This window comes from Elusimicrobiota bacterium (assembly GCA_016706425.1).
GTDB lineage: Bacteria > Elusimicrobiota > Elusimicrobia > FEN-1173 > FEN-1173 > JADJJR01.
The window spans coordinates 1,051,567-1,074,287 of record JADJJR010000001.1 but is presented as its reverse complement, the minus strand read 5'-3'; the positions used below and the strand labels follow the sequence as shown (position 1 = coordinate 1,074,287).

Below are 22,721 nucleotides of genomic sequence, written 5' to 3'. Positions count from 1 at the left end.
GCGCCGGCCGTCGCGGGCAGGAGAGTCAACGCGCCCTCCCCGGCCCAAAGGGCGCGGGAAGGGCGTTGGAAGATCGACGAAAGCCGCGGGGAGTCAGCCGCGGGGGGGCCGCCGGGGGGACGGAAGGGGAAGGGTCTCTTCTTCCGCCATGTGGTGCGGATCAATGCGGGGGGCCATGCGATGGGTTCGAATCCGTTTCAAGGCCTCGAAAGCGGCGGCCTGTTCGGCTTCTTTCTTCGAATGCCCTTCGCCGCGTCCCAGCAAGCGGCGGCGGATGTTGACCTCCATAACAAAAACCTTGTTGTGGTCGGGACCCTTTTGTTCGGCGAGGTTGTAACTGGGCGGGACTTTGTAGCGTTTTTGGATGATCTCTTGCAGGCGGCTTTTGTGATCGGTTTCGAGGATTTGCTTTTTCTTCGAGAGAAGGCGCACCACAAAGCGTTGGGCCGCCGGAAAGCCGCCGTCCAGGAACATCGCCCCCAACAGGGCCTCAAAGGCGTTGCCGAGCAGGCTGTCGCGTTCCCGGCCGCCGGTGGCCTGCTCGCCTTCGGACATGGACAAAAATTGTCCCAGGGCGATCTCGCGGGCCCACAACACCAAGGCGGACCGGGACACGATCTGGGATTTCAGCTTTGAGAGTTTGCCCTCGTCTTCATCGGGGTAACGCTTGAAGAGGTAGTGCGCGACGATCGCCGCCAGGACGCTGTCCCCCAGGAACTCCAACCGCTCGTTGAATGCGGCGCCCCCCCGCTCCATCGCGTAGGACTTGTGGGTGAGCGCCTCCTCAAGCAGGGCGGTGTTTTTGAATTTGTGCCTGAGCGACCGTTGCAGGGGACCGGTGTCCGCGCGGGGCACGTGGGGGAATCAGCCTTGGTAACGTTTCGCCACAATCACGGCGTTGTGCCCGCCAAAGCCCAGGGAGTTCGACAGGGCGCACATGATCTTTCCGGGGCGCGCCGTGTTCGGCACGTAGTCCAGGTCGCAGTCCGGGTCGGGCGTCTCGTAGTTGATGGTCGGGTGGATGAACCCGTGTTCCATGCAGAGCAAGGTCGCGATAAGCTCGGCGGCGCCGGCGGCGCCCAACAGGTGCCCCGTCATGGATTTTGTCGAGGAAACGGCCAATTTGCGCGCGTGTTCGCCGAACACTTTTTTCAAGGCCATGGTTTCGGTCTTGTCGTTGAGTTCGGTGGAGGTCCCGTGCGCGTTGACGTAATCGACTTCCTCCGGGCGGACGCCCGCGTCGGCCAGGGCCAGTTGCATGGCGCGGGTGGCCGCCTTGGCCTCCGGCGAGGGCGCCGTGATGTGGTAGGCGTCGTCGGTCGCGCCGAATCCCGCCAACTCGCCGTAAATCTTGGCGTTGCGGGCCAGGGCGTGTTCGAGGGTTTCCAACACGACAATGCCGGCGCCTTCGCCCATCAAAAAGCCGGAACGGTCCTTGTCGAACGGACGGCTCGCCTTCTCCGGGCGGTCGTTGAAACCGGAGGTCAAGGCGCGGGCCTGGCAAAACCCCGCGTACCCGAGGGCGGTGATGGCCGCTTCGGCCCCGCCCGCGATCAAGACATCGGCGTCGCCGTAGCGCATGTGGCGGAGCGCCGCGCCGAAGGCGTGGTTCGAGGTCGCGCAGGCCGAGCTGACGGCGTAGTTGGGCCCGGTGAGGCCGTATTCAATGGCGATTTCACCCGGGGCGATGTTGGAAATCAACATGGGGATCAGGAACGGGGACACGCGCTTCATCCCTTTTTCCAGGATCACGCTGTGTTCCGCCTCGATGGTCTGGAGGCCGCCGATGCCCGAGCCCACGATCGCGCCGCAACGGTCCGGGTCTTCCTTCGAGAAATCAATCCCCGAATCCGCCACCGCCATTTTCGTCGCCGCCATGGCGAACTGGGTGAACCGGTCCATGCGGCGGACCTTCTTTTTGTCCATGAAGTTGTCGGCGACGAACCCCTTCACCTCCGCGTCGATTTGGCAGGGGTAGGTGGACGTGTCGAAATAGGTCACGCGGCCGGCGCCGGACCGGCCGTTCCGCAACGCGTCGAGGTAGGCCTCCTTGCCGATGCCGATGGGGCTGACAATGCCCAGGCCCGTGATCACCACGCGTTTTTTGCTCATCATGGACAAATCTCCGTCAAAAGGATGCCCCGAGCGGCCGATGCGTTGTCCGCCCGGGGCTGTGAAACGATTTTATTTCTTGTGGGTCTGGATGTAGCTGACCGCCTGACCGACGGTTTGAATCTTTTCGGCTTCTTCGTCCGGGATCTCCATGTCGAAGGCCTCTTCGAGCGCCATGACGAGCTCCACGGTGTCGAGCGAGTCCGCGCCGAGGTCGTTGACGAAGGACGCCTCCGTCTTGACCTGCGCCGCGTCGACGCCCAATTGCTCGATGATGATTTCCCGCACTTTTGTCTCGATGTCGTCTGCCACGTGTTTCCCCCTTTTGGGTGATGGGCTTGGGAAGGTCCAACGAGCGTGGGGGTTGGGCCCCGCGCACGTTGAACTTCCTTCGCCGCTACAAAAGCTTGCTAAACGGGTCCCGCCGCGGGCGGGCGTCTTACATGTACATCCCGCCGTTGACCGAAAGGACTTGCCCCGTGATGTAGGAGCTCTCGGGCGAGGCGAGGAAAAGCGCCGCGTTGGCCACGTCCTGGGCCTCGCCCAGGCGTTCCAGCGGGATGGCCGAGGAGAGCCGCTGTTTCTGTTCGTCGGAGAGCTTGTCGGTCATGGCGGTCCGGATGAACCCGGGCGCGATGGCGTTGACGAGCACGTTGCGGCTGGCGAACTCGCGGGCGCAGGTTTTCGTCATGGCGATGACGCCGCCCTTGGTCGCCGAGTAATTGACTTGGCCGGCGTTCCCCATGAGCCCCACGATGGAGGCGATGTTGATGATCCGCCCGGCCCGCTGCTTGAACATGGGCCGGTTGACGGCCTTCGTGCAATTGAACACGCCTTTCAAATTCACCGCGATGACGGCGTCCCACTCGGCGTCGGACATGCGCATGACCAAATTGTCTTTGGTGATGCCGGCGTTGTTCACCAGGATGTCGGCGCGGCCCAGCTTTTCGATGACCGCCGCCACCCATTTTTCGCATTCGTCGATCAGCGTGACGTTCACCTTCGCGGCGTGGGTCTTGACGTTGTATTTTTTCCCGAGCTCCTCGGCCGTGGCCTGGCAGGCCTGTTCGTTCACGTCGCAGAGGGCCAGGTGGGCCCCTTCGCGCGCGTAGGTTTCGGCGATCGCCCGGCCGATGCCTTGGGCCCCGCCGGTGATCAACGCCACTTGGTCTTTGAGTCGCATGGAATGTCCTTTCGTTCGGCGCGGGTCAGCCCGCGGCCGGTACGGCAAAAACGGCTTCCGCCGATTTCTTGTCCTCAATATTAGAAAATTTCTTGGTCTTATCGGTGCGCCGGAGGAGGCCCGACAACACCCGCCCGGGGCCCACTTCAATGAATCGTTCCACCCCCGCCGCGAACAACGTCTTGAGCGTGTCCTCCCAGAGGACGGGGTGGTCGATCTGCCGGACCAGGTTGGTCCGAATGACGCCGGGCTCCGTGGCGGGCCGGGCGTCGACGTTCATCACCACGGGCACCACCGGGGGCTGAAGCGTCGCCTTCGCCAGTTCCCCCGCCATGGCCTCGGCCGCGGGCTTCATGAGCGACGAATGGAAGGGGCCCGAAACGTTCAGCACGATGGATTTCGGGGAGCCCGCGGCCTGCGCCGCCTTCACGGCGGCTTCCACCGCCGCGACTTCCCCCGCGATCACAATTTGACCGGGGCAGTTGTAGTTGACGGCCTGGCACACCCCGTGGGACGAGGCATTTTGGCAAATCCCCTCGACCACCGCGCGGTCCAGGCCGACGATGGCGGCCATGGTCCCGGGGACCTTGGCCGCGGCGGCGCCGATGGCCTCGCCGCGGGCCTTCACCAACCGCAACCCCGTTTCAAAATCGAACGCCCCGGCGGCGCACAGGGCCGAGTACTCGCCCAGGCTGTGACCGGCGGTAAAATCGGCCCGGGCGCCCAACCCCTTCAACACCGCGTGGGCCGCCATCGACACGATGAAGAGGGCGACCTGGGTGTAGCGGGTGTCCTTGAGTTTTTCCTCGGGCCCGTTCAGAAAAACATCGACGTACGCGTCCCCCAGCAAAGCGCGCGCCCGGTCGATCACCGCCCGCGCCGCGGGGTAAGTCGCGGCCAGTTCGGCGCCCATGGCCACGTATTGGGACCCTTGTCCCGGAAACACAAAAGCCGTTTTCATCGTTGACTCTCCGTTTTCACCAACGCAAAACCGCCGCGCCCCAGGTGAGGCCGGCCCCGAAGGCGATCAGCTCCACCAAGTCGCCCCGCCGCACCTGTCCGGCCTGCACCGCCTCATCCAACGCGATGACGGTGGTGGCCGCCGACATGTTCCCGTATTTTTGCACGTTGCGGAACACCCGGTCGTTGGGAATGGCGATGCGTTTGGCGATGGCGTCGATGATGCGCAAATTGGCTTGATGCGGTATAAGGAGGCGCAGGTCCGCCGGGGTTTTGCCCGCCTTGGCCAGGGCGGCGGTGGCCGCTTCGATCATCCGGGCCACGGCGTGCTTGAACACCTCGCGGCCATCCATCTTGATGTGCGCCGGGTGTTTGGGCACCGCCCCCGCGCCCGCCGGGTGCCGGGAGCCGCCGCCCGGAATGCACAGAACGTCGCCGGCCGCCCCCTCCGACCCGGTGAACACCGACAACAAATCCCCGGGACCGTCCGTGGCTTGCATCAACAGCGCCCCGGCCCCGTCCCCGAAGAGCACGCAGGTGCCCCGATCGGTCCAGTCGGTGAAACGCGACAGGGTGTCGGCCCCGATCAAAAGCGCTGTGCGGGCCTGCCCCGTTTCCAGCATTCCCTTCACCACCGCCAATCCGTAAACGAACCCGGAACAGGCGGCGGAAACATCAAAAGCCATCGCCTTCGTGAGCCCCAGGGCTTTTTGAACGAGGCAGGCCGTGGACGGGAACAGATGGTCGGGCGTGCAAGTGGCCACGACCACCAAATCCACGTCCGTGGGCGCCACCCCCGCCCGTTCAAGGGCCTGGCGCGCGGCGCGGGCGGACAGGTCGGAGGTGGCCTCGTCGTCCCCGGCGATGCGCCGCTCCTTGATGCCCGTGCGGTCGGTGATCCATTCGTCGGTGGTGTCGACCATTTTGGCGAGGTCCGCGTTGGTCAAGACGCGGTCGGGCAACCCCGCGCCCGTCGATAGGAAACGAACGCCGGCCATGTCAGGCCACCGGCACGGCCGGGGCCGCGACGACCAAATGGGCGTTGGTTTCTTTGAGGCGATCGGAAATCTGACGGTTGATCTCGGCCTCCACGAAAGCGCCGGCGCCGCGAATCGCGTTCTTGATGGCCTTGGCGTTGGCGCCGCCGTGCGAGACCAGGGCCACGCCGTTGACGCCCAAGAGGGGCGCCCCGCCGTACTCCGCCGGGTCCGTGCGCTTGAGGAGTTCCTTGAAAGCGCCTTTAAGCAGGTATTTCCCGAAAATCGCGAGGGGGTGCTTGCGGACTTCGTTTTTGATCAGCTTCAGAACCGCCGCGGCCAACCCTTCGCCGAACTTCAACAACAAATTGCCGACGAACCCATCGCAAACGAACACGTCCGCGCCGCCGGCGGGAACGTCGCGGCCTTCCACATGACCGACGTAATTGAGGCCGCTGGCCTTGAGAAGGGGGTGGGTTTCCTGGGTTAACAGGTTGCCTTTTCCCTCCTCCTCCCCGATGGTCAAAAGCCCGACCCGGGGGGACGGAATGTCCAAAATCGCGCGGGCGTAAATGGAACCCATGACGGCGAACTGGAGCAGGTGTTTGGGTTTGCAGTCGACGTTGGCGCCGACGTCCAGGACGACGGCGTTGCCCACCAAGGTGGGCATGAGGGTGGCGATGGCCGGGCGGGAGACCCCGGGGAGGCGCCGCAGGTGCCACAAAGCGGCCGCCATGGTGGCGCCGGAATTGCCGGCGGAAATGAACGCGTCGGCTTTTCCCTGGGCAACCAATTCGGAGCACACCATGATGCTCGAGTCTTTTTTGGACCGACAGGCGTCCGCGGGTTTCTCGTGCATACCGATCACCCGGGGCGCGTGCTGGATCAAGAAAGCGTTGGGATGCCCCCGGTGGGCCAATTCCTGTTCGATCAGGGGACGGTCCCCCACTAAGATGATTTCGTGGTCGAGCTCTTGACGCGCGAGGAGGGCGCCTTCAATGTTGACGGGAAGGCCGTGATCGCCCCCCATGGCGTCCAGAGCGATGCGAGAGGTCATCCGAGACGGAAAGGGTTACTTCTCTTCGTCTTTCTTTTTGGGGGCCTTCGGCGCGGCGACCAATTCCTTGCCGTAAAACCCGCACGCCGGACAAACGACGTGGGGCGGCCGAACGGCGCCGCAATTGCCGCAACGCGCCATGGATCCAAATTCCAGACGGAAATTGGAGGCGCGCCGGCTGTCGCGGCGACTGGGGGTGTGTTTTTTCTTTGGATTCGCCATGAATGGAGTCCTTACGACTTCAGTTTTAAGTTTTTTAACACGTCAAACGGGTTGTCTTTGGTCCCGGGGGTGCACCCGCATCCTTTTTTGTTGCGATTGCCCCCGCACTGAGGGCACAAACCCCGGCACGACGGAGCGCACAGGGGTTGCGCGGGAAGCCCCAGAAGAATGTTCTGCCGGACTTCATCTTCAATGACGATTTCCCCGGACTCCTCGGTCAAACGCACCTCAAAAGCCGGCTCCAGGATGATTTCGAAGGGTTCCAGGCACCGGGCGCAACTCAAGGTCAAACGCGCCCGCGCGGTCACCCAAGCCCAAACCAATCCGTCTTGAAATTCGGCTTTCACGGTCACCGGCACGGGCTCGGCCAGCACCGGCCGATCGGGGGTGTCGAGCGGGAGTTGGCCCACCGGGAGAAGCTCCGACGCCTGGACTTCTTTTTCGCGTTCAACGTCCCGGAACGAAAGCTTCACCGGCCCCCTCCAAACACTTTGAACCCCCGGGGGGGCCGCTTTAATAGGGCGAATTATAGAGGTTTCCGCGGGGGGTGTCAATCTTCGGCCGAGGCGAACAACGCCTCGTCCGAAGCCAAGGACGCGTAAAGGGCCTCCTGTTGGCGAACCATGGTGTGAATGCTGAATTCATCCCCCACGGACGCGCGCGCCCGGGCGCCGATGCGTTGGGCCATGCCGGGATCGGCCAACAGCCGCAACAGACGGTCGGCGGTGGCCATGGGGTGCTTGGGTGGAGTTAAAAAACCGTTGACGCCGTCTTGAATGAGATCCCGACAGCCGTCCACGGCGTTCACCACGCAGGGCAAGCCCGCGACCATGGACTCCACCAGCGCCCGGGGGAGCCCCTCCCACAACGACGTCATGCAAAAGACGTCCGCGCGGGCCAGGATGGCGGGAATGTCACGCCGCCAACCGGCCAAGACCACCTTTCCGGTCAAATCGGTGGTCTCAATACGGGCCTCAATGGCCGAACGCCCCTCCCCGTCGCCCACGATCAAAAACCGCGCTTCGGGGGCCCGCCCGGCGACGATGGCCGCGGCGCGAAGAAAATCGTGCAGATTCTTTTGGGGCTTGAACGGACCGATGGTGACGATCAGTTTTTCGTGAGGCAGAACCCCCAACCCCGCCGGGGATTCGCGCCGCCGGGCGATGGAGGTGTACAAAGAGAGATCGACCCCGCTGCGAATGAGCCGATATTGGCCCGGACGGCCGATGCCCCGCGCCAGGGCCTCGTCGCGGTTGGCCCGGGAGACAGTGACCAATACCGTGGACAACCGCGCCATGGCCCGCTCCAGCGCGACATAAAAGGCGCGAACCCCGGCGAGCTGCTCGACGTGAAACCCGAACCCGTGGAAAGTGTGGATCACGATCGGAACCCGGGCCGCGGCCGCCGCCGTGCGACCCAAAATTCCGGCTTTGGAAGAGTGCGTGTGGACGATGTCCGGCCGTTCCCGACGCAGCAACACCCAGAGGTGCCACAGGGCCAAAAGATCCGACCAGGGCCGGACCGACCTGACCAAACCGAAAACCCGGACGAACCGGTACGGCTTTCCCTGCGGCGCCGCGGCGAGCACCCCCCCTTGACCGGCCAAGAGCACCACCTCGAACCGCGCGGGGTCGAGATGCTCAGCCGTGAAGAGGGTGTTCTGCTGGGCGCCGCCCAATTCCAGGCGGGTGATGATGTGAACCACTTTAATGCGGCGCATTCGCTTCCAATCCTCTGATCTTGGTTTCCAATCGCTCCCGGGCCACGCCTTTGTTTTGCCCCCGGGCGCTGGACCGCGGGTTGTTCAAAGCCGTCAGCCCGTTTTCGTAGGCCGACCGCGCTTCCCCACCGCGACCCGCCGCGACCAACAAATCCCCCCGTCGTTCCCAGGCCGGGAAAAACAAAGGCAAAAGGCGGTTCACGGCCGTGTAATCCTCCAAGGCGTTCACTGGCCGCTCCATCGCGAGGAACAATTCCGCCCGGTCCATGCGAAAACCCGCCGCGCCGGGAGCCCTTCGAACGGATTCGGACAAACCCAGGAGGGCGCCCGCCCGGTCGCCTTCCTGGAAAAGCGCCCCGGCGCGCAGGGCGTGAAGCTCGGGGGAACGGGGATCCCAGCGGAGGCCCCGGTCCGCCCACCGGCGGGCCCCCGCCACGTCCTTTTGAAAAAAGGCCGCTCGACCCTTTTCCAACATTTGGCCCGCTCGAAAAACGGTGAACGACGCCGCGAACGCCAGAATGAAAACCGTCGCGCCCCCCAACGCGATCCAGCGACGAAACCCGGGGGCGCCCGGATTTCCGCCCCGAACCTCCGGCAAGACCAGGCCGCAGGCGAAGGCGAACAGCCACAGGAGCGCCGGAAAGGAAAACCCGATGTTCGCGCCGTTAAAAAGCAGAACCCCCACCAGGGCCGCCCACAGGCACCGGTCCTCTTTCGTGTGGCCTTCCCGCCAAGAAATCCACAACACGCGGCCGACCCACGCGACCAACAATCCCCCGCCCAGCACACCCCGTTCCGCCAGCCATTCCAAATACCCGTTGTGGGCGTACAGGCTGTTCAGTCCCCAGGTTCTCTCGCGAAACAAGGGGTAGGCTTCGCCGAAGGCGCCGGGGCCGACCCCCAGGCCGGGATGGGATCGAATCATGTTCCACGCGGTCCGCCACCAGGCCCACCGGTCCGGGTCCCCCGCGAACTTGGCCCAGTCGGACCGGTCCAACAACACCCCCGCGATGACCAGCGCCGCCCCGATCCCGCCAAGGAGGAGTCCGGACCGTCGGCGACGCCCTTCGTTCAGCGCCCACCAAAGGAAAACCATTTGCGCCCCGAGGACGACAAGCGCTCCCAGGGACCGGGACAGGACCACCGATACCCCGAGGGAAGCGGCCGCCGCGGCCCAGGCCCACCGTTTCCCGGAACCGGACGGGGCGCGCCACAGCCCGATCGCCACGGGAAAGGCCAACAGGATCAGGGACGCCAGTGCGTTGGGATTCACGGCCACCCCCACCGCCGGCGATCGAAGCCCGTCCAAAACCAAAGCCACAACCCCCGCCAGGACCCCGGCGCCCGCCAAGGCGCGCCGGTAATAGGCCCGCTTCTCCCCCGACAGGCCCGCGCCGAGGAAGAAGAAGGCGGCGGTGGAAAAATCGAGGAGAGCCCCGGGGACGGCGCTGTGCGGATGCGCGCTGAAAGCCATGGAAACCAATGCCAGAACAAGAACTCCCCCCCACAGGGGCCCCCAGGCCCTTAGGGTCCCTTCCAGGGCGGGGAAGGCGGCGCGCCGTCGCCAGACCATGACCGCGCCCAGGCCGATCCAAAAAGCCCAGGCGCCCAGGACCAGTGTCTGCGCCCAGGGGTCCCAGGCGTTCCGAAGAAGCGGCAACACCATCACCAAGGAGAGAAAAAAACCGTGCCCCATAAACAAAAACCGGCTCACGACCGCAACGCCCTGTCGGCGCGAAGCGCCGCCGCGCGACCGTCCCACAGGGCCTCCTCCATAAAAGAATATTTCCACCCCCCGTAACGACCGATGGATTCCGCCGCCGCGCGGTGTTCCAGCCAATCGAAGATCACCCGGGTCGCCGCCGCCCGGTGGGCGTCGTAAATCACGTAGGCGTAGGGGAGCGTCGCCACCTCCACCACGGGGAGCCGGTCGGTGGGACGTAAAACCCCCGCGGCCTCCAAACCGCGGCGCACCCGTCGGACGAGGGCGGTTTTCGCGGCGGGGCTTCGGGGCTCCGCGCCCGGACGGTGGGATACCTCGACGTACATGGACGAGCCTCCCCGCGGGACCACGTGGGGGGTGAAATTCATGGGGAACCCCACGCGGTAAAACGGATATTTTTTTTCGGGATAATAAATCCAGGAGGCGCGCGAGATTTGCGGGCGGGCCACGCCGATATTGATGCACGTCACCGTCGTCCACCGCAGCCGCCGCAGCGGTTCCCGCAAAACCGTCGGGAACGGGTCCAAGCGCCGGAGCAGCTCCGGCAAGGGCAACGTGGAGATCAAACGGCCGTAGGCCACGGTTTCTCCGGTGGAGAGCCGCACGCGCCGGCGGCGCCAATCCACCGACTCGAGGGAAACCCCGAGGCGGAGATCGTCCAGGTTCCGGGCGATGGCCTCGGCCAAGACTTGAATGCCCCCCCGCCGCGGGTAAAGAAACCGGGTGTTGTACCCGAACGACTTTCGGTGCGCGCGCCGGGCGCCCGACTCGACCTCCGCCAGCGAAGGCACCGGAACAAAGGCCCCGCACCAATCGGGGGTCATGTCGGTGGCGGGCACGGTCCACAATTTTTCGTTGTAGGGCCGCATGAAATGCCGGGTGATCCCGTCGCCGAAAAGGCGTCGGCACCAGACGTCAAAGGAGGGATGAACAAGGCCCTCCAGGGGGCGGTCCCCGTAACGGGCGCGCGCCCGGCGCACGCCCGCGACGCACTCCCGTACCACCTTCGCCGGCAAACCGTGGAGGTTGGCTTGGAAGGGGTAGGGCGTGAGGACCCCGTGGGAATGAATCCAGGCGCTGCGGCGGCGCTCCACCCAATTGCCGGCCAGAAGGGACTTCACCCACCGCGCCATGGCGGGGCGGTGAAGGTGCAGCAAATGCCCCGTGAAATCGAAAGTGAACCCCCCCACCGTCCACGACCGGGCCGTGCCGCCGGGGACCGCGGCGCGGTCGAACACCAAGGCGCGGCGGCGCGCGTGGTGCGCGGCCGAAAGGCCGGCCAAACCGGCGCCCGCGACCACCAGGGGAAACCGCTCGAGCCGATCCGCCGTCAATGGACGACCACGTCGTGCAACGCCACCATCAAAATGATCCCCACCAGAACGGCCGCGACGACGATGCCGAGGGAAAAGACAAAGGGCGTGAGGGTCAACAGATACGCGCAAGAGGACAGCGCGCCCGTGGCGGCCACAAAGCTCAACACGACCTGTTCGGTGGTGAACCCTTTCGCCCGCAACTTTTGAGCCAGGTGGTCCTTGGAACCCATGAAAGGCGATTTCCCCTGCTTGAGGCGCATCACGCTCACGAAGAGCGTGTCGTAGACGGGCACGCCCAAAATCAACAACGGGGCGAACACCCCGATTTCACTGAGGCGCGTGTAGGATGTGCCCAGGGACAAACCGGCCAACAAAAGTCCCAGCATCAGACTCCCGGTGTCGCCCATAAAGATTTTCCGTCGGCGCGACATGTTGTGGGGAATGAAAGCCAACGCCGCGCCGGCCACCGCCGCCGCGGCGACATTGACGTAAACGTGTTCGCTGGGAATTGAAATCAACAGGAACCCCATGGACACCGCCACGGCCTGGGAGGCCGCGAGGCCGTCCATGATGTCGATCAAATTGATGGCGTTCGAGATCCCGGCGACCCACAGGACCGTCAGCGCATCCGCCAACCACTCCGGTTGAATGAAATGGATGCGGATGTCGAAATGAATGAGCAGCGCGGCCGCGGCGAATTGGAACAGCAATTTCGTGGTCACGGACAGGCCGTTGGGTTTCTTCGTGTCGTCGATGAGCCCCAACACCGCCATCAACGCGCCGCCCAAGAGCAATCCGCGCAGGGACCGCAGCGTGCCGGTGGGAAAATGGGTGGCCCAACGGAGGGACAACAGGGCCCCGGCGATGCCCGCGTAGATCGCCAACCCCCCGAGGTAGGGCACCGGCTCCTTGTGGGTTTTCACGGCCGTCCGGGGGTGGTCCAAAATGTTCCAGCGCAACGCCGCCCAGCGGGCGAGGGGTGTCAAAAGAAACGTCAAAAGAAACGCCGCCAGAAAGGTGGCGATGCAAAGAACGATCACGGGGCCCCCAGGGACAGGACAGCCTGGTCCTCGCCTCGATACACCGGGCGGGAGCGGCGAAGAAAATCGGTGAGCACCCCGCGCCCCTTTTCCGTCAAATCGAGCACCCCGTAACTTTTCAACCTCTCCGCCTCCCGCTCATGGAAATAAACGTGGGTGAAACCCAGGGATTTCAATTTGTCTTCCAAGGCCGCGCCGTCGGCGCAGTCCTCGGCCCAGGCCCGCATCGGGGCGGGCAGGAGGGCCATGGGCGCCAAATGCCGCCGGGGGCAATAATAGGCGCGTTGATCTCCCAGAAAAAGAACCCGGGACTCCGGGGGCAGGTGGTCCCTCATAAACGTCATGGCGGGGTAATAATCCAATTTCGCTTTTAGATATTGATCGCGGGTTTGGAGGCCCAAGGCGACGGGGAAGGGGTCCCGCACGCGTTCCACCCAATAGAAATGCACTCCGTTTAAAACCAAAAACACCCCGCCCAGGGCCAACGCCGTCCGACGGCCCCAAACCGGCAAACGTTCGAGGAACACCACCGCCCCCTCCCCGGCCAAAAGGCAGACCAGGGGAAAGACCGGGAAGAGGAACCGAAGAACCGGGCGAAAGGAGGCCCACAAAACGATGTGAAGAAGGAGATAGACCCAAAGGAAACGGCGTCCCGGCCCTTTCGCCAAGCCGCCCAGGGGCAACAACAAAAGGGGCAAGGCCCAACCCAAATCCCCCGTCACGTCGAACCCCCCTCCGAAAGAGGTGGCGTTCGAGACCAGCCGCAGAGGAAGGCGAAACAGATCCCAGAGAAGCGAACTGGACCCCTTGTACTCGTCGAGGACCTGAAAATAGGATCGGGCCGAGGCTTCGGCGAGATACACGTTTTCAGCCGGGAACACCGATGGAAGAAACGGGAAAACCGGGTTCCCGCCCGTGAAAAAGTAATTTTTCACCAACCAGGGCAGAAAGACCGCGAACGCCACCCCTCCGAAAAGGACCCAGCGCGCGAACCGTTCCCGCGCGGAAACGCGCGGGGTCAATAAGATCATAGGGGTCAGCACGAGGGGCGTGAGAATCGCCGTGTATTTTATCCCCGCCGCGAAACCCGCGGCGACGCCGGCCCACACAAACCAGCGGCGCTCGCCCCGGCGGTGGCCGCGTTCGACCCCCAACACCGTCAGAAACGAAAACAACGCCAACGGGGCCTCGACGTAGGTCTCGGTCGACAACAGGAGGACGCAGGGCGCCGTCAAGAACAAAACCAAATCCCACCGGCGTCCCTCCCGGGCCCCCACCGACCACAGGAGCAAGCCCGTCAAGGACGCGGTCCCCAGAACAAACACGTGCGCCGCGACGTCACTGTCCATGGCGAGGAACCAACCGAAGATCATCTCCATGTTCTGGGGAAAATGGCTGTAATGGTTGAAGGGGACGAACCCCACGCGGCCTTCCTGCAGATAGCGCAGGGGAAGCGCCAGGTGATACACCAGGGAATCGTAATACGTGGGCGGGGCCCAGGCGCACAAAAGTCCCAACCCCAAAACAAACCAAGCCAGAGGGCCGACCCCGCCCCGCGGCGTCTCCATCCGGCGAAAATCCCGGACCAATCCGGTCCATTGAAAGGCCCCACCCAGGGCCCACAGGACCCCGATCAACCGAACGGCCTCCGGCGAATAAAACCCCATCACCCCGGCGCCCAGCAGGAGCAAAGGCAGGGGAACCAGGCCCATCGCCACGGCCCAGACAAACCCCTCCGCCGGGCCGGACCCCGCGGGGAACCGCGCGGCGCGAAGAATTTGTCGACCCACCGCGGCCGCGGCCAAAAGCAAACCCACGGCGCGCGCCATTTCGCCCAGGCGCGCGACGAACCCCGGCCAGGGGTAATGGACGAAATAGGTGCCGGCCATGACGGCAAACACGGCCGCGTAAACTTTTAAGAGGAGCGGGGTGTGAAGAGCGGGTTTGACCATATTTTCCAACGGTGGAGAAGATAGCGCGCCAGTGTCCACAGGGTTTCCAAACCGTAGACGGCGCTGCGACGGAAATTGATCGAGGAAGAGGTCCGCTCGTAGCGGGTCGGCACCGGCACGTCCCCCAATCGGAAGCCGAAGTGAACGGCCTGGGCGATGAACTGCTGGTCGAAAACGAAATCATCGGAGTTCCGGTCCCAGGGCAGCGCTTCGAGGACCCGCCGGGAGTAGGCGCGGAAGCCGCTGTGGGTTTCCCCCAGGTTCTGCCCGAACACCACGTTTTCCAACACCGTCAACAACCGGTTGAAGATGTATTTATAGAGCGGCATTCCGCCGGCCAGCGCCTCGCGGCGGGTGCGGACCCGGGATCCAAACATCACATCGCAGACGTCCTTCTCGATGAACCCGGTCAAAAAGGGGATCAACCGCGCGTCGTATTGGTAGTCGGGGTGAAGCATCACAACGATGTCGGCCCCGCGGGCGAGCGCTTCCCGGTAGCAGGTTTTTTGGTTGCCACCGTAGCCGCGGTTCTCGTTGTGGCGGATCACCGTCAGTCCCAACCGTTGGGCGACGGCGACGGTCTCGTCCCGGGACGCGTCGTCCACCAAGAGGAGCTCGTCGGCACACCCCGGCGGGATGTCGCGCACCGTGCGCTCGACCGTCCGCGCGGCGTTGAAGGCGGGGAGAACCACCACGATCTTGGGTTTCATGGGACGCGGGTCCTGTAAACCCGGACCACCGGGTGATGGGGGAACCGGGGGGCGGGGCCGGCTTCGCGGTGGACCAAGGAAAAAGCGCGCGACAACCGATCCACCGCGGGACCTTCTTGATCGGTGTATTCACTGTGGATCACGTAATCAAATCCCTTGAGTCGTGACATGTCGCCGGTGGCCAGGACATCCTCCAACAAAACGTTCGTGAAATCCACACGCACCCGATAGGGGTCGCGGGGTCCGAATTCGGGCGTGTGCGCAAACCGAAGAACGGTCGCGCCCGCGGGCAGGTTGGCCCGCGCCCAGGACACGGCGCGCAGGCGCGTGTCCGGCGCGGACAGATCCCGGAGGACCCGCGCGGTCCGCGGCAGGGGCGTGATGAGCAAAACGCCCCACAACACCCAACAAATTTTTTTCCTTCCCCGGGACAACCAGCGGGCTCCGTCCACCGCCATCAAAAACAGGCCCGGGTAGAGCGGCAAAGCGTAGTGGTCCGACTGCACGGACCAAAACCCCAGGAACACCAAGAGCCCCGCCCACAGCCCCGCGAACCAACGCCGCTCGCCGCCCGATATCCAAAAAACGGCGAATCCCACCGCCGCCATCCCGACCGCCGCGGGGCCCGCGTTGGCCCACAACCCCGCCAGGGTGGGAACCAGGGGAACCGCGTGCCCCGGGGTCCCGACGATTTTCGGCGCCAAATGCCCGAAACGGGCCATAAAATCCGGCAACCCGAGCCAGGTCGAGGGCGACCCCAGGGCGAACCCCAGGGCGGCCCCCGCGAGCCCCCACCCCACGAAGGCCGCGGCGTCCCGGTCTTTTTTCACCAAGGGGATCCCGATCAACGGGAGAATAAAAATCCCCGGAAAATATTTAACCGCCGCCGCCAACCCCACCAGAGCCCCCGCCTGGAATGCCCCGGGGCGCGAGCGGTCCATCGCGAAAGCCGCCAAGCGCGCCATTGTCCAAAACGTCAAAAGAACCGCCAGGGCGTCGACGGTGCCGTAATGGCTGTGGCGCACGTGCAAGGGGTTGACCGCCAGCAGAGTCGCGACCAACGTCCCCGCAACCGCCCCCGCCCATCGGCGCCCCATCCGAAACACCAGAGCCACGGTCCCCAGGGCAAAAAGGAAAGACAGCCCCCGCGCCGTGAGCGTCAACGCCGCGCTGTCGCCGGCCGCGTAACGCAGGGTCGCGTCGGCGAAGGATACCCCCGTCAGAGCCAACCCGGCGCGAAAAAAACCGGCCAAAAGGTTCAGGAACAATCCCGGGTAATCGTAAAAACCGGGATTGAAAACCCCCGAGGCGATCCGCATCGCGTAGAACGAAACCACCGATTCATCGATGTGGGCGTATTTGAGCGGGAGGCCCCAACCGAAAGCGACCGCGCGAAGCCCCGCGGCCAGGAGGACCGCGGCGGCGCACCCAAAAATTCCCCGGCGCTCCGTTAAAATTCGCCTCATGACGGTCGTTGTATTTTATCAATCCCGGACACAGCGCGGGAGGCATCCCCCTCCCCACGCCCCAGCAACCACAAGGAGGGGCCGCCCCAGACGGCGGCGCCGATGATTTGCGCGCCGTGAAGCGCCAAAACGAAGGCCAAGGCCCGTTCTTTTTCAATCCCCAAACTCCCCAACATCAACACACCGGCCGCCTCGTAGACCCCCACAAAACCGGGGGTGGAGGGCAGTGCGACCCCTAGGGCGATGGCCGCCAAGACCCCCCCCGCCTGCGAAAGCGAAAGGTCAATTCCGAACAGGCCGGCCACCCACCAATAAAGGAAAACATTCAAAGTCCAGACCATTCCCGACAGGGCCCCCACGCCCAGGGCGATTCGTCCCGCACGCAACGGGGCCACCCCCGCCAAGACTCCCTCGACGATCCGGACCCAAAGGGGGGGCGATCCCCCGGGGAGCAATTTTTTCCGTACGGTTTCGGGCCACCGAACGCCGATTCCCAAGGCGGCCAGGGCGATCGCGAGGACGAAAACCAGGGCCCCGATTTTCGATCCCGGCGTCCGATCCCCGACATGAAAAAGGAAAACGGCAAACACCCCGAGGAGAGCGAGGGCGTCCCCCAACCGATCGACGACCAGCCCGGCCACGCAGCCGGAGAGGGACCGACCCGAGCGGCGATGGGACCAGTAGGCCCGCGCGGCCTCCCCCGCCCGAAAAGGCAAGACCGTGTTCAAAAAGAAAGCGGCGGCCACCACGGGGAAATAACCGCGCGCCCCGCCCATCAACAGGGACCAGCGGGCCGTTCGCAATCGATACTCCACCCCCATCACAACGGGGACCAACGCCAACCCCCACAACGCGCCGGTCCGCCGCAGGGAGAGGGAGAAAACGCCCCAGTCCACCCCGTGAAAAGCGACGACCAATCCCACGAGGGTCAGCCCCGCCGAAAGGGCCCATCGGGCGCCTTGTTTCATAACCGCCGCAAACGCGCGACCACCCCGAGCGTCCGGGCCACGGTTCGAACGATCCGCATTTTGCTGTCCCCCTTTTTTCGGTCGTACCGCAGGACCAGGGGGATTTCCGTCGCACGCGCCCCCCGGCGGGTCAGGCGGATCAAGATTTCGGCCTGGGCGGCGAATCCGTCTTCGCGAATCAAATCTTCCGCCGGCAACGCGCGCACGCAGGACGCCCCGTAGGCCCGAAATCCGCAGGTGTAATCGCGGACCCCGGGCACCGGGACGAACAATCGAAAAACGGCCTCGGCGCCCCGACTGAGCATCCGTCGGTGCCAGGGCACGCCGACCACGCGGGCCGAGGGGCGAAACCGCGAGGCGATGGCGATGTCCGCGCGGCCCGCTTCCACCTCCGCGACGAGGGCGGGAATTTGCGCGGGCGGGTGGGTGTTGTCCGCGTCCAGGGTCACGAGGACATCGCGGGGCCCCATGACGGCGCCGATGGTCGAAAAGCCGGTCCGCAGGGCGGCCCCCAGGCCCCGGTTGGTCCCGTGGCGCAACAACCGCACGGGAAAGGGGCCCGCGTGACGCTGGGCCACATCGGGCGTTCCATCGGTGGATCCGTCGTCCACCACCCACGCCGTCCAATCGCCGTCAGCAAAGGCGCGCGCCACCCCGGCGATGACGTCGCCCAAAGACTCCGCCTCGTTGTAGGCGGCCAACAGGATGTGAATCACGGTCGATTCGGTTCGGCGATTTTTTTCATCAGAATCTCCCAGCGGGGGTCCTCCGGAGCAAGCGACCGACCCCGCCGCAACGCCGCGCGGGCGTCCCCCGGTCGTCCCGCGCGGGACAACGCCAGCGCGCGCAAAGCCCATGTTTCCGGCGTATCCATTTCGGTCTTGTCCAATTCAACGAGGGCTTCCCGGAACCGCCCCAGGTCGATATAGCAAAGGGCCAGAGCCCGAGCCAGCCCCCGCTCGTCCCGGGACAACACCGCCCGCTGATAACCGGAGGCCCCTCGAACGTCCTTCGGCCCGTTGGCGCCCCGTACACGAAGGGCGGCCAGCCAGCGGGCGGCGCCCGCCGGATCCCCTTTAAGCCGCCTCCATTGACCCAAAGCCAACGCCGCGTTGAAATAACGGGGTTCGGCGCGGAGGGCCCTGTGCAAGGACTCTTCGGCGCCCGGCGCGTCGTTCCGGTGAATGGCGATCATGGCCCGTTCCAACCACCAGGGCGCGTGATGGGGCTTGCGGGCCAGGGCCTCGCCGTAGGCCGCCTCGGCGGGTCCCGCCCGTTGGGGCCGGTGATCCGATTCGAGATGGCCCAAACTTCGCCAAAGATCGGCCCGGTGTGGGGCGACCCGCAGCAAGTTCCGCAGATTCGCTTCGACGGTGTCGACCGCCCCGGCCGCTCCGCTGTGCAACAATTGATCCATCCGGTCGGCCTGGACGTCGATCCACCGCGCGTCGGTGGCGCCGAGGACGACGGCGCCTCGGTCCGCGCGAAGGGAGTCCGCCGCCAGAACGAAGTTCACACCGGCCCACAACGTCGCCGCAATTCCCAGTCCCGCTCCCGCCTTCCGGACGGCGGAGGCCGGGAATCGCGCGCCCTCCTTTGTATCGGCCGGCCACAGGAAACCGGCTGTTCCCCCCGCCAGCACGGCGTTGATCGGGCTCGCCAAAGGAAAATTGAACGCGGAAAACACCGCACCGGCCGCCAACGCCGCGGACTCCCCGTCCCGATTCCCCTTTCTCCCAGCCCGCCAGAGACCCCACAAAGACAAAACCACAAAAACGCCGCCGGGGCATCCCGTTTCGGCCAGGACCTGCAACCCGTCGTTGTGCGCAAACGCGGTGGTGCGGTCGTAACGCACGGGTTCGGATTCCTGGGGAAGGGCATGCCGGGCGTAGAGGCTTTCGAATTGGCCGGGACCCCAACCGGCCAAGGGCTTTTGAATAATTCCCCGCCAAGCCGCCCGCCAAATATCGAGCCGTTTGAAAGCGGTGGCGTCATCGGCCTTGAGAATCCGTGCGGGGGCCAGGGCGATCGCCAGCGTCGCCAACAGGAGCCCCCCCCCGACACCCCGTCGCCCCCCCCGTCGCCCCGCCCAAAGGAGAGCGCCCGCAACGGCCGCCACCCATCCGGCGCGCACCGGTAAGGACCACAAGAGGAACAACGAAGCCACCGCCCCCGCGATGCCCGTTCCCCGTTGCAGGCGGGACGTCCGGGACTCGCGCGCCACGGGCAGGGAGAGGAACAAATTCACGACGGCCCAAAACGACGCGTATTGTGGATTCCCGGCGAGGAGGAGCCCCCCCCCGGCCCCCCAAACCAACGCCAAAAGGACCGTTCCGCCCTGGACAAACAGACGCCAAACCTCACGGTGCTGATCCCGCCCATGCCTCCCGACCAGGGCCGTCGAGGACACGAACAGCGAGGCGCCCGCGAGGGCGCGCCAACCGGCCAACGGGGCCGGGGAGAACACCATCGACACCGCCTGCCAAACCAAAAAGCCCACCGTGCTCTGAAGAAAAAGGGGGCGGGCGGATTCCTCCAGGGGTTTGACCCGAAGGCTGAACGCCACCGCCCCCGCCGAAACAGCGACCGCCAACGCCAAAAGCCGAGCGTCCTTTCCCCCCTGGGCCGCGAACAACGCCGCCAAAAGGAGGAACGGGATCCCGACCAGCCAATTCAAGGGATTCCCGGAATTTTTTATGGGCCGAGCCGGAAACCACGTCATGGGGAAAGGAGGTGTGGGAACTACTTGCGGGTGCGGAAAATGCGATACGTGTAATACGCGAGGGACCCCAAAATCAGGAAGAACCCCAATCGGCCGAAAATGGACTCCATCATCAAGAGGGAACGGCCGGCGGTGTCGGCGTTGGGACCGATTTTCATCCGCACAAAAACCCAAGCCAACAAACACCCCAAGGCGCCGAGGGGGGCAACGCGCCCGGCGATGACGTTCAAAAAACCACCGCTGGCCGCCGACGGTTTCTTGGGTTCCGCGCGGAGGAAGTACAACGTTTGGATTTTCTTGAAGGCGTCCTTGTAGGAAGTATTCTCCGGCAGCCGGGTCATTCGCTGGCGGTACTCTTCCATGACGTCGGCCAATTGATCCGCTTTGACCGCGGTGGCGAGAAGCCCATCGTGGGCTTTCATGTCGGAGGGGTCGCTGTTGACCAACCGCCAAAACTCCTCCAGTGCGCGTTGGTGCATGGCCTTGAAACCGGACTGATCGGCCTTGGCGCTGTACGCCTGGGCGAGACCGAAGCGAAACCGACGGTCCTCGGGGGCCTGTTTTAGCGCAACCTGGAAAATTTTAATGACATCGTCCCAGGCTTGGCGTTGCCGAGCAATGTCGGCCTGTTTGAGGAAGGAACTGAGGGACAGCTCTTCGGCGTCGGAGGTCACCGGAGGGGGGTGCTCAATCGGGCACGATCCGGGCGGTGATGAACACCAGGAGTTCCTTGCGAACCTTCTGATTCAAAGTGCTTCGGAAAAACACGCCCAGGACCGGCAAATCCCCAAGCAGGGGAACCTTTTTGGCATCCTCAATCATGCTTTCGCTGACCAAACCACCGATCACGATGGTCTCGCCGTCCGTGAGCATCACTTCCGTTTCCGCGGTCGTGGTGTCGATGGTGGGGCCCGCCGAGGTAATGCCCCGCACCGAGCTGGCTTCGGGCTTCACCTTGAGACGGATGCGGTTGTCGACGCTGATCGTGGGGGTGACGTCGATGATGAATCCGACGTCCGCGAAGACGGTGGATTGCGTGGCCGTGCCCGTTCCGGACACCGTGGTCTGAAGGAAAGGCACCTTTTGACCGATTTGAATTTTCGCCTGCTGGTTGTTGGTGGTCACAATTTTCGGGTTCGTCAACGTCTTCGTTTGGTTTTCTTTTTCCAACGCGTTTAGAGTGGCCGATAAAAGATCGCTGTTGTTAATGAAGCCAAAGGTGATTGCGGTGCTGTCCGTGTCCCCGGGCAGGTTGACGCCGGTGCCCCGTTCCGTCGGATTCGCCCCATAAACCACAATTTCATTTCCACTGGAATCAAAGGCAGGAAACCCCACTTTCCCATCGGGGACGGTGTTCCCCGACTCGGCGAACCGTTGGCCCATAACTTGCATCCCATTGGTTTTCAATTCGCGGCGGCCGTATTCCCACTGGATGCCCAACTGGAGGGCTTTATCGAGGTTGATCTCAATAATTTTCGTCTCAATCAAAACCTGTTGGGGCTTCCGATCCAAATCCAGAATCAATCGTTCCGCCGCCGCCAAACCCTCGGGCGTATCGGTCACCACGATGGCGTTGTTCCGTTCATCCACCGTAAAACGGCCGGTGGGTGAAATTTTGACCGCCGACAGGTGAGTCGCCACCTCGGACGCCTTTCCGTAGCTCAAAGTGAACGTCTTGTAGGTTGTCACGGATCGGGCGCGATCCGAGCTGAGGGCCTCGGGCGTCAACACCCGGAGGATGTTGTTCCCGATTTGTTGGGCGACCAACCCCTGCGTGGTCAATACGGTGTTGAAAACCTCGTCAAAAGGAACGCGATCCAAATGGATGGTCACCACGCCCCGCAGATCGTTGGAATAAATGATGTTGACGCCGCTCATTTCGGCCAAGACCCGAATCACGTCCCGGATGTCGGCGTCGTCAAAGTCGATGGTGATGGGATTTTTGGGTAAGGAAGCCAGCAAATCCTTCGGTCGCGCCGAACCGCGACTGCCCGACCGGGCCGCCGCCGTCGCCACGACATCGGCCGCGGCTTCCCCCTCGCGCACGTCCCCGGTCGAAACCTCCGTCTCTCCTTCTCCGGCCGCCTCGTTAAAACGCAGGACCACACCGTTGCCTTCTTGGACCGCCTTGTAAGGGATCATGCGGGGCAAATCCAAAACCACACGTGTGACCATGTCGGGCGTGGTCTTAAACTGGGAACTGCGGATCCGCTTCAAAGTGCCGTCGTTCACGGCGGCCTCATAGGGTTTGGGACCGTGAAGCGTCCTCGGAAGCTCGATAACGAGTCGAGGGGGTTGATTGAGGGCGAACACCCGGTATTGGGCCGGGCGGTCCAATTCCACACGAACGCTGTTCCCTTCGTAAGAAATGCTTTTAAGGTTCGCGTTGTCTCCCACCGCCATGGTGGGGACCCCATGATGGGCCGAGCCCTCCAGAGCGGCCAATCCGTAAACGGTGGGGGGCTGCGGGGCCAGGACGGCCGCCACGACAGCAAGACGCCCAATACGTCCCCACCCGCTTTGGGTCGAACGATTGAATTTGATTCGCAGAGATTTGATCATGGGCGCACCCTCCGGCGGCTTTGCCGTTTCT

Annotated in this window: 21 protein-coding genes; all 21 read right to left on the bottom strand. The window is 64.2% G+C overall.

The window, feature by feature from the left end; genetic code table 11:
• Positions 1 to 93: 93 nt before the first annotated feature.
• Entirely contained in the window at positions 94 to 855 is a 762-nt protein-coding gene (gene rnc, locus IPI56_04445) for a ribonuclease III (protein MBK7544991.1), read from the bottom strand.
• Positions 856 to 864: 9 nt separating this feature from the next.
• Entirely contained in the window at positions 865 to 2,112 is a 1,248-nt protein-coding gene (fabF, locus tag IPI56_04440) for a beta-ketoacyl-ACP synthase II (protein ID MBK7544990.1), read from the bottom strand.
• Positions 2,113 to 2,184: 72 nt separating this feature from the next.
• Positions 2,185 to 2,424: an acyl carrier protein gene (acpP, locus tag IPI56_04435; protein MBK7544989.1), complete on the bottom strand. Its 240-nt coding sequence runs from the start codon at positions 2,422 to 2,424 to the stop codon at positions 2,185 to 2,187.
• Between the two features lie 127 nt (positions 2,425 to 2,551).
• Entirely contained in the window at positions 2,552 to 3,295 is a 744-nt protein-coding gene (gene fabG / locus IPI56_04430) for a 3-oxoacyl-[acyl-carrier-protein] reductase (protein MBK7544988.1), read from the bottom strand.
• 25 nt (positions 3,296 to 3,320) lie between these two features.
• Positions 3,321 to 4,256 (bottom strand): ACP S-malonyltransferase, encoded by a 936-nt coding sequence (fabD, locus tag IPI56_04425; GenBank protein MBK7544987.1) that lies wholly within the window; start codon positions 4,254 to 4,256, stop codon positions 3,321 to 3,323.
• A gap of 16 nt (positions 4,257 to 4,272) precedes the next feature.
• Complete coding sequence (locus tag IPI56_04420; protein MBK7544986.1) at positions 4,273 to 5,253, bottom strand: ketoacyl-ACP synthase III; 981 nt, start codon at positions 5,251 to 5,253, stop codon at positions 4,273 to 4,275.
• 1 nt (position 5,254) lies between these two features.
• Entirely contained in the window at positions 5,255 to 6,289 is a 1,035-nt protein-coding gene (gene plsX, locus IPI56_04415; GenBank protein MBK7544985.1) for a phosphate acyltransferase PlsX, read from the bottom strand.
• 15 nt (positions 6,290 to 6,304) lie between these two features.
• Positions 6,305 to 6,511: a 50S ribosomal protein L32 gene (gene rpmF / locus IPI56_04410; protein ID MBK7544984.1), complete on the bottom strand. Its 207-nt coding sequence runs from the start codon at positions 6,509 to 6,511 to the stop codon at positions 6,305 to 6,307.
• Positions 6,512 to 6,522: 11 nt separating this feature from the next.
• Entirely contained in the window at positions 6,523 to 6,984 is a 462-nt protein-coding gene (locus IPI56_04405; GenBank protein MBK7544983.1) for a DUF177 domain-containing protein, read from the bottom strand.
• 77 nt (positions 6,985 to 7,061) lie between these two features.
• Positions 7,062 to 8,231: a glycosyltransferase family 4 protein gene (locus IPI56_04400; GenBank protein MBK7544982.1), complete on the bottom strand. Its 1,170-nt coding sequence runs from the start codon at positions 8,229 to 8,231 to the stop codon at positions 7,062 to 7,064.
• Positions 8,218 to 9,993 (bottom strand): O-antigen ligase family protein, encoded by a 1,776-nt coding sequence (locus IPI56_04395; GenBank protein MBK7544981.1) that lies wholly within the window; start codon positions 9,991 to 9,993, stop codon positions 8,218 to 8,220. The genes IPI56_04400 and IPI56_04395 overlap by 14 nt, the downstream gene beginning before the upstream one ends.
• Entirely contained in the window at positions 9,942 to 11,288 is a 1,347-nt protein-coding gene (locus IPI56_04390) for an FAD-dependent oxidoreductase (protein ID MBK7544980.1), read from the bottom strand. The genes IPI56_04395 and IPI56_04390 overlap by 52 nt, the downstream gene beginning before the upstream one ends.
• The gene (locus tag IPI56_04385; protein MBK7544979.1) at positions 11,285 to 12,310 is read right to left on the bottom strand and encodes an undecaprenyl/decaprenyl-phosphate alpha-N-acetylglucosaminyl 1-phosphate transferase; all 1,026 of its coding nucleotides are present in this window, start codon (positions 12,308 to 12,310) and stop codon (positions 11,285 to 11,287) included. Before IPI56_04385 ends, IPI56_04390 begins: the two co-directional genes overlap by 4 nt.
• Positions 12,307 to 14,262 (bottom strand): glycosyltransferase family 39 protein, encoded by a 1,956-nt coding sequence (locus IPI56_04380; protein MBK7544978.1) that lies wholly within the window; start codon positions 14,260 to 14,262, stop codon positions 12,307 to 12,309. Before IPI56_04380 ends, IPI56_04385 begins: the two co-directional genes overlap by 4 nt.
• Positions 14,226 to 14,972: a glycosyltransferase family 2 protein gene (locus IPI56_04375; GenBank protein MBK7544977.1), complete on the bottom strand. Its 747-nt coding sequence runs from the start codon at positions 14,970 to 14,972 to the stop codon at positions 14,226 to 14,228. Before IPI56_04375 ends, IPI56_04380 begins: the two co-directional genes overlap by 37 nt.
• Positions 14,969 to 16,438, bottom strand: coding sequence for a DUF2029 domain-containing protein (locus IPI56_04370; protein MBK7544976.1), 1,470 nt, complete (start codon positions 16,436 to 16,438; stop codon positions 14,969 to 14,971). Before IPI56_04370 ends, IPI56_04375 begins: the two co-directional genes overlap by 4 nt.
• The gene (locus IPI56_04365; GenBank protein ID MBK7544975.1) at positions 16,435 to 17,406 is read right to left on the bottom strand and encodes a flippase-like domain-containing protein; all 972 of its coding nucleotides are present in this window, start codon (positions 17,404 to 17,406) and stop codon (positions 16,435 to 16,437) included. The genes IPI56_04370 and IPI56_04365 overlap by 4 nt, the downstream gene beginning before the upstream one ends.
• Positions 17,403 to 18,122, bottom strand: a complete 720-nt coding sequence (locus IPI56_04360) for a glycosyltransferase (GenBank protein ID MBK7544974.1) — start codon at positions 18,120 to 18,122, stop codon at positions 17,403 to 17,405. Before IPI56_04360 ends, IPI56_04365 begins: the two co-directional genes overlap by 4 nt.
• A complete protein-coding gene (locus tag IPI56_04355) occupies positions 18,119 to 20,083 on the bottom strand; it encodes an O-antigen ligase family protein (protein ID MBK7544973.1) in 1,965 nt (654 codons plus the stop codon). Before IPI56_04355 ends, IPI56_04360 begins: the two co-directional genes overlap by 4 nt.
• Positions 20,084 to 20,148: 65 nt before the next feature.
• A complete protein-coding gene (locus IPI56_04350; GenBank protein MBK7544972.1) occupies positions 20,149 to 20,802 on the bottom strand; it encodes a hypothetical protein in 654 nt (217 codons plus the stop codon).
• 13 nt (positions 20,803 to 20,815) lie between these two features.
• A complete protein-coding gene (pilQ, locus tag IPI56_04345) occupies positions 20,816 to 22,690 on the bottom strand; it encodes a type IV pilus secretin PilQ (protein MBK7544971.1) in 1,875 nt (624 codons plus the stop codon).
• Positions 22,691 to 22,721: the final 31 nt, after the last annotated feature.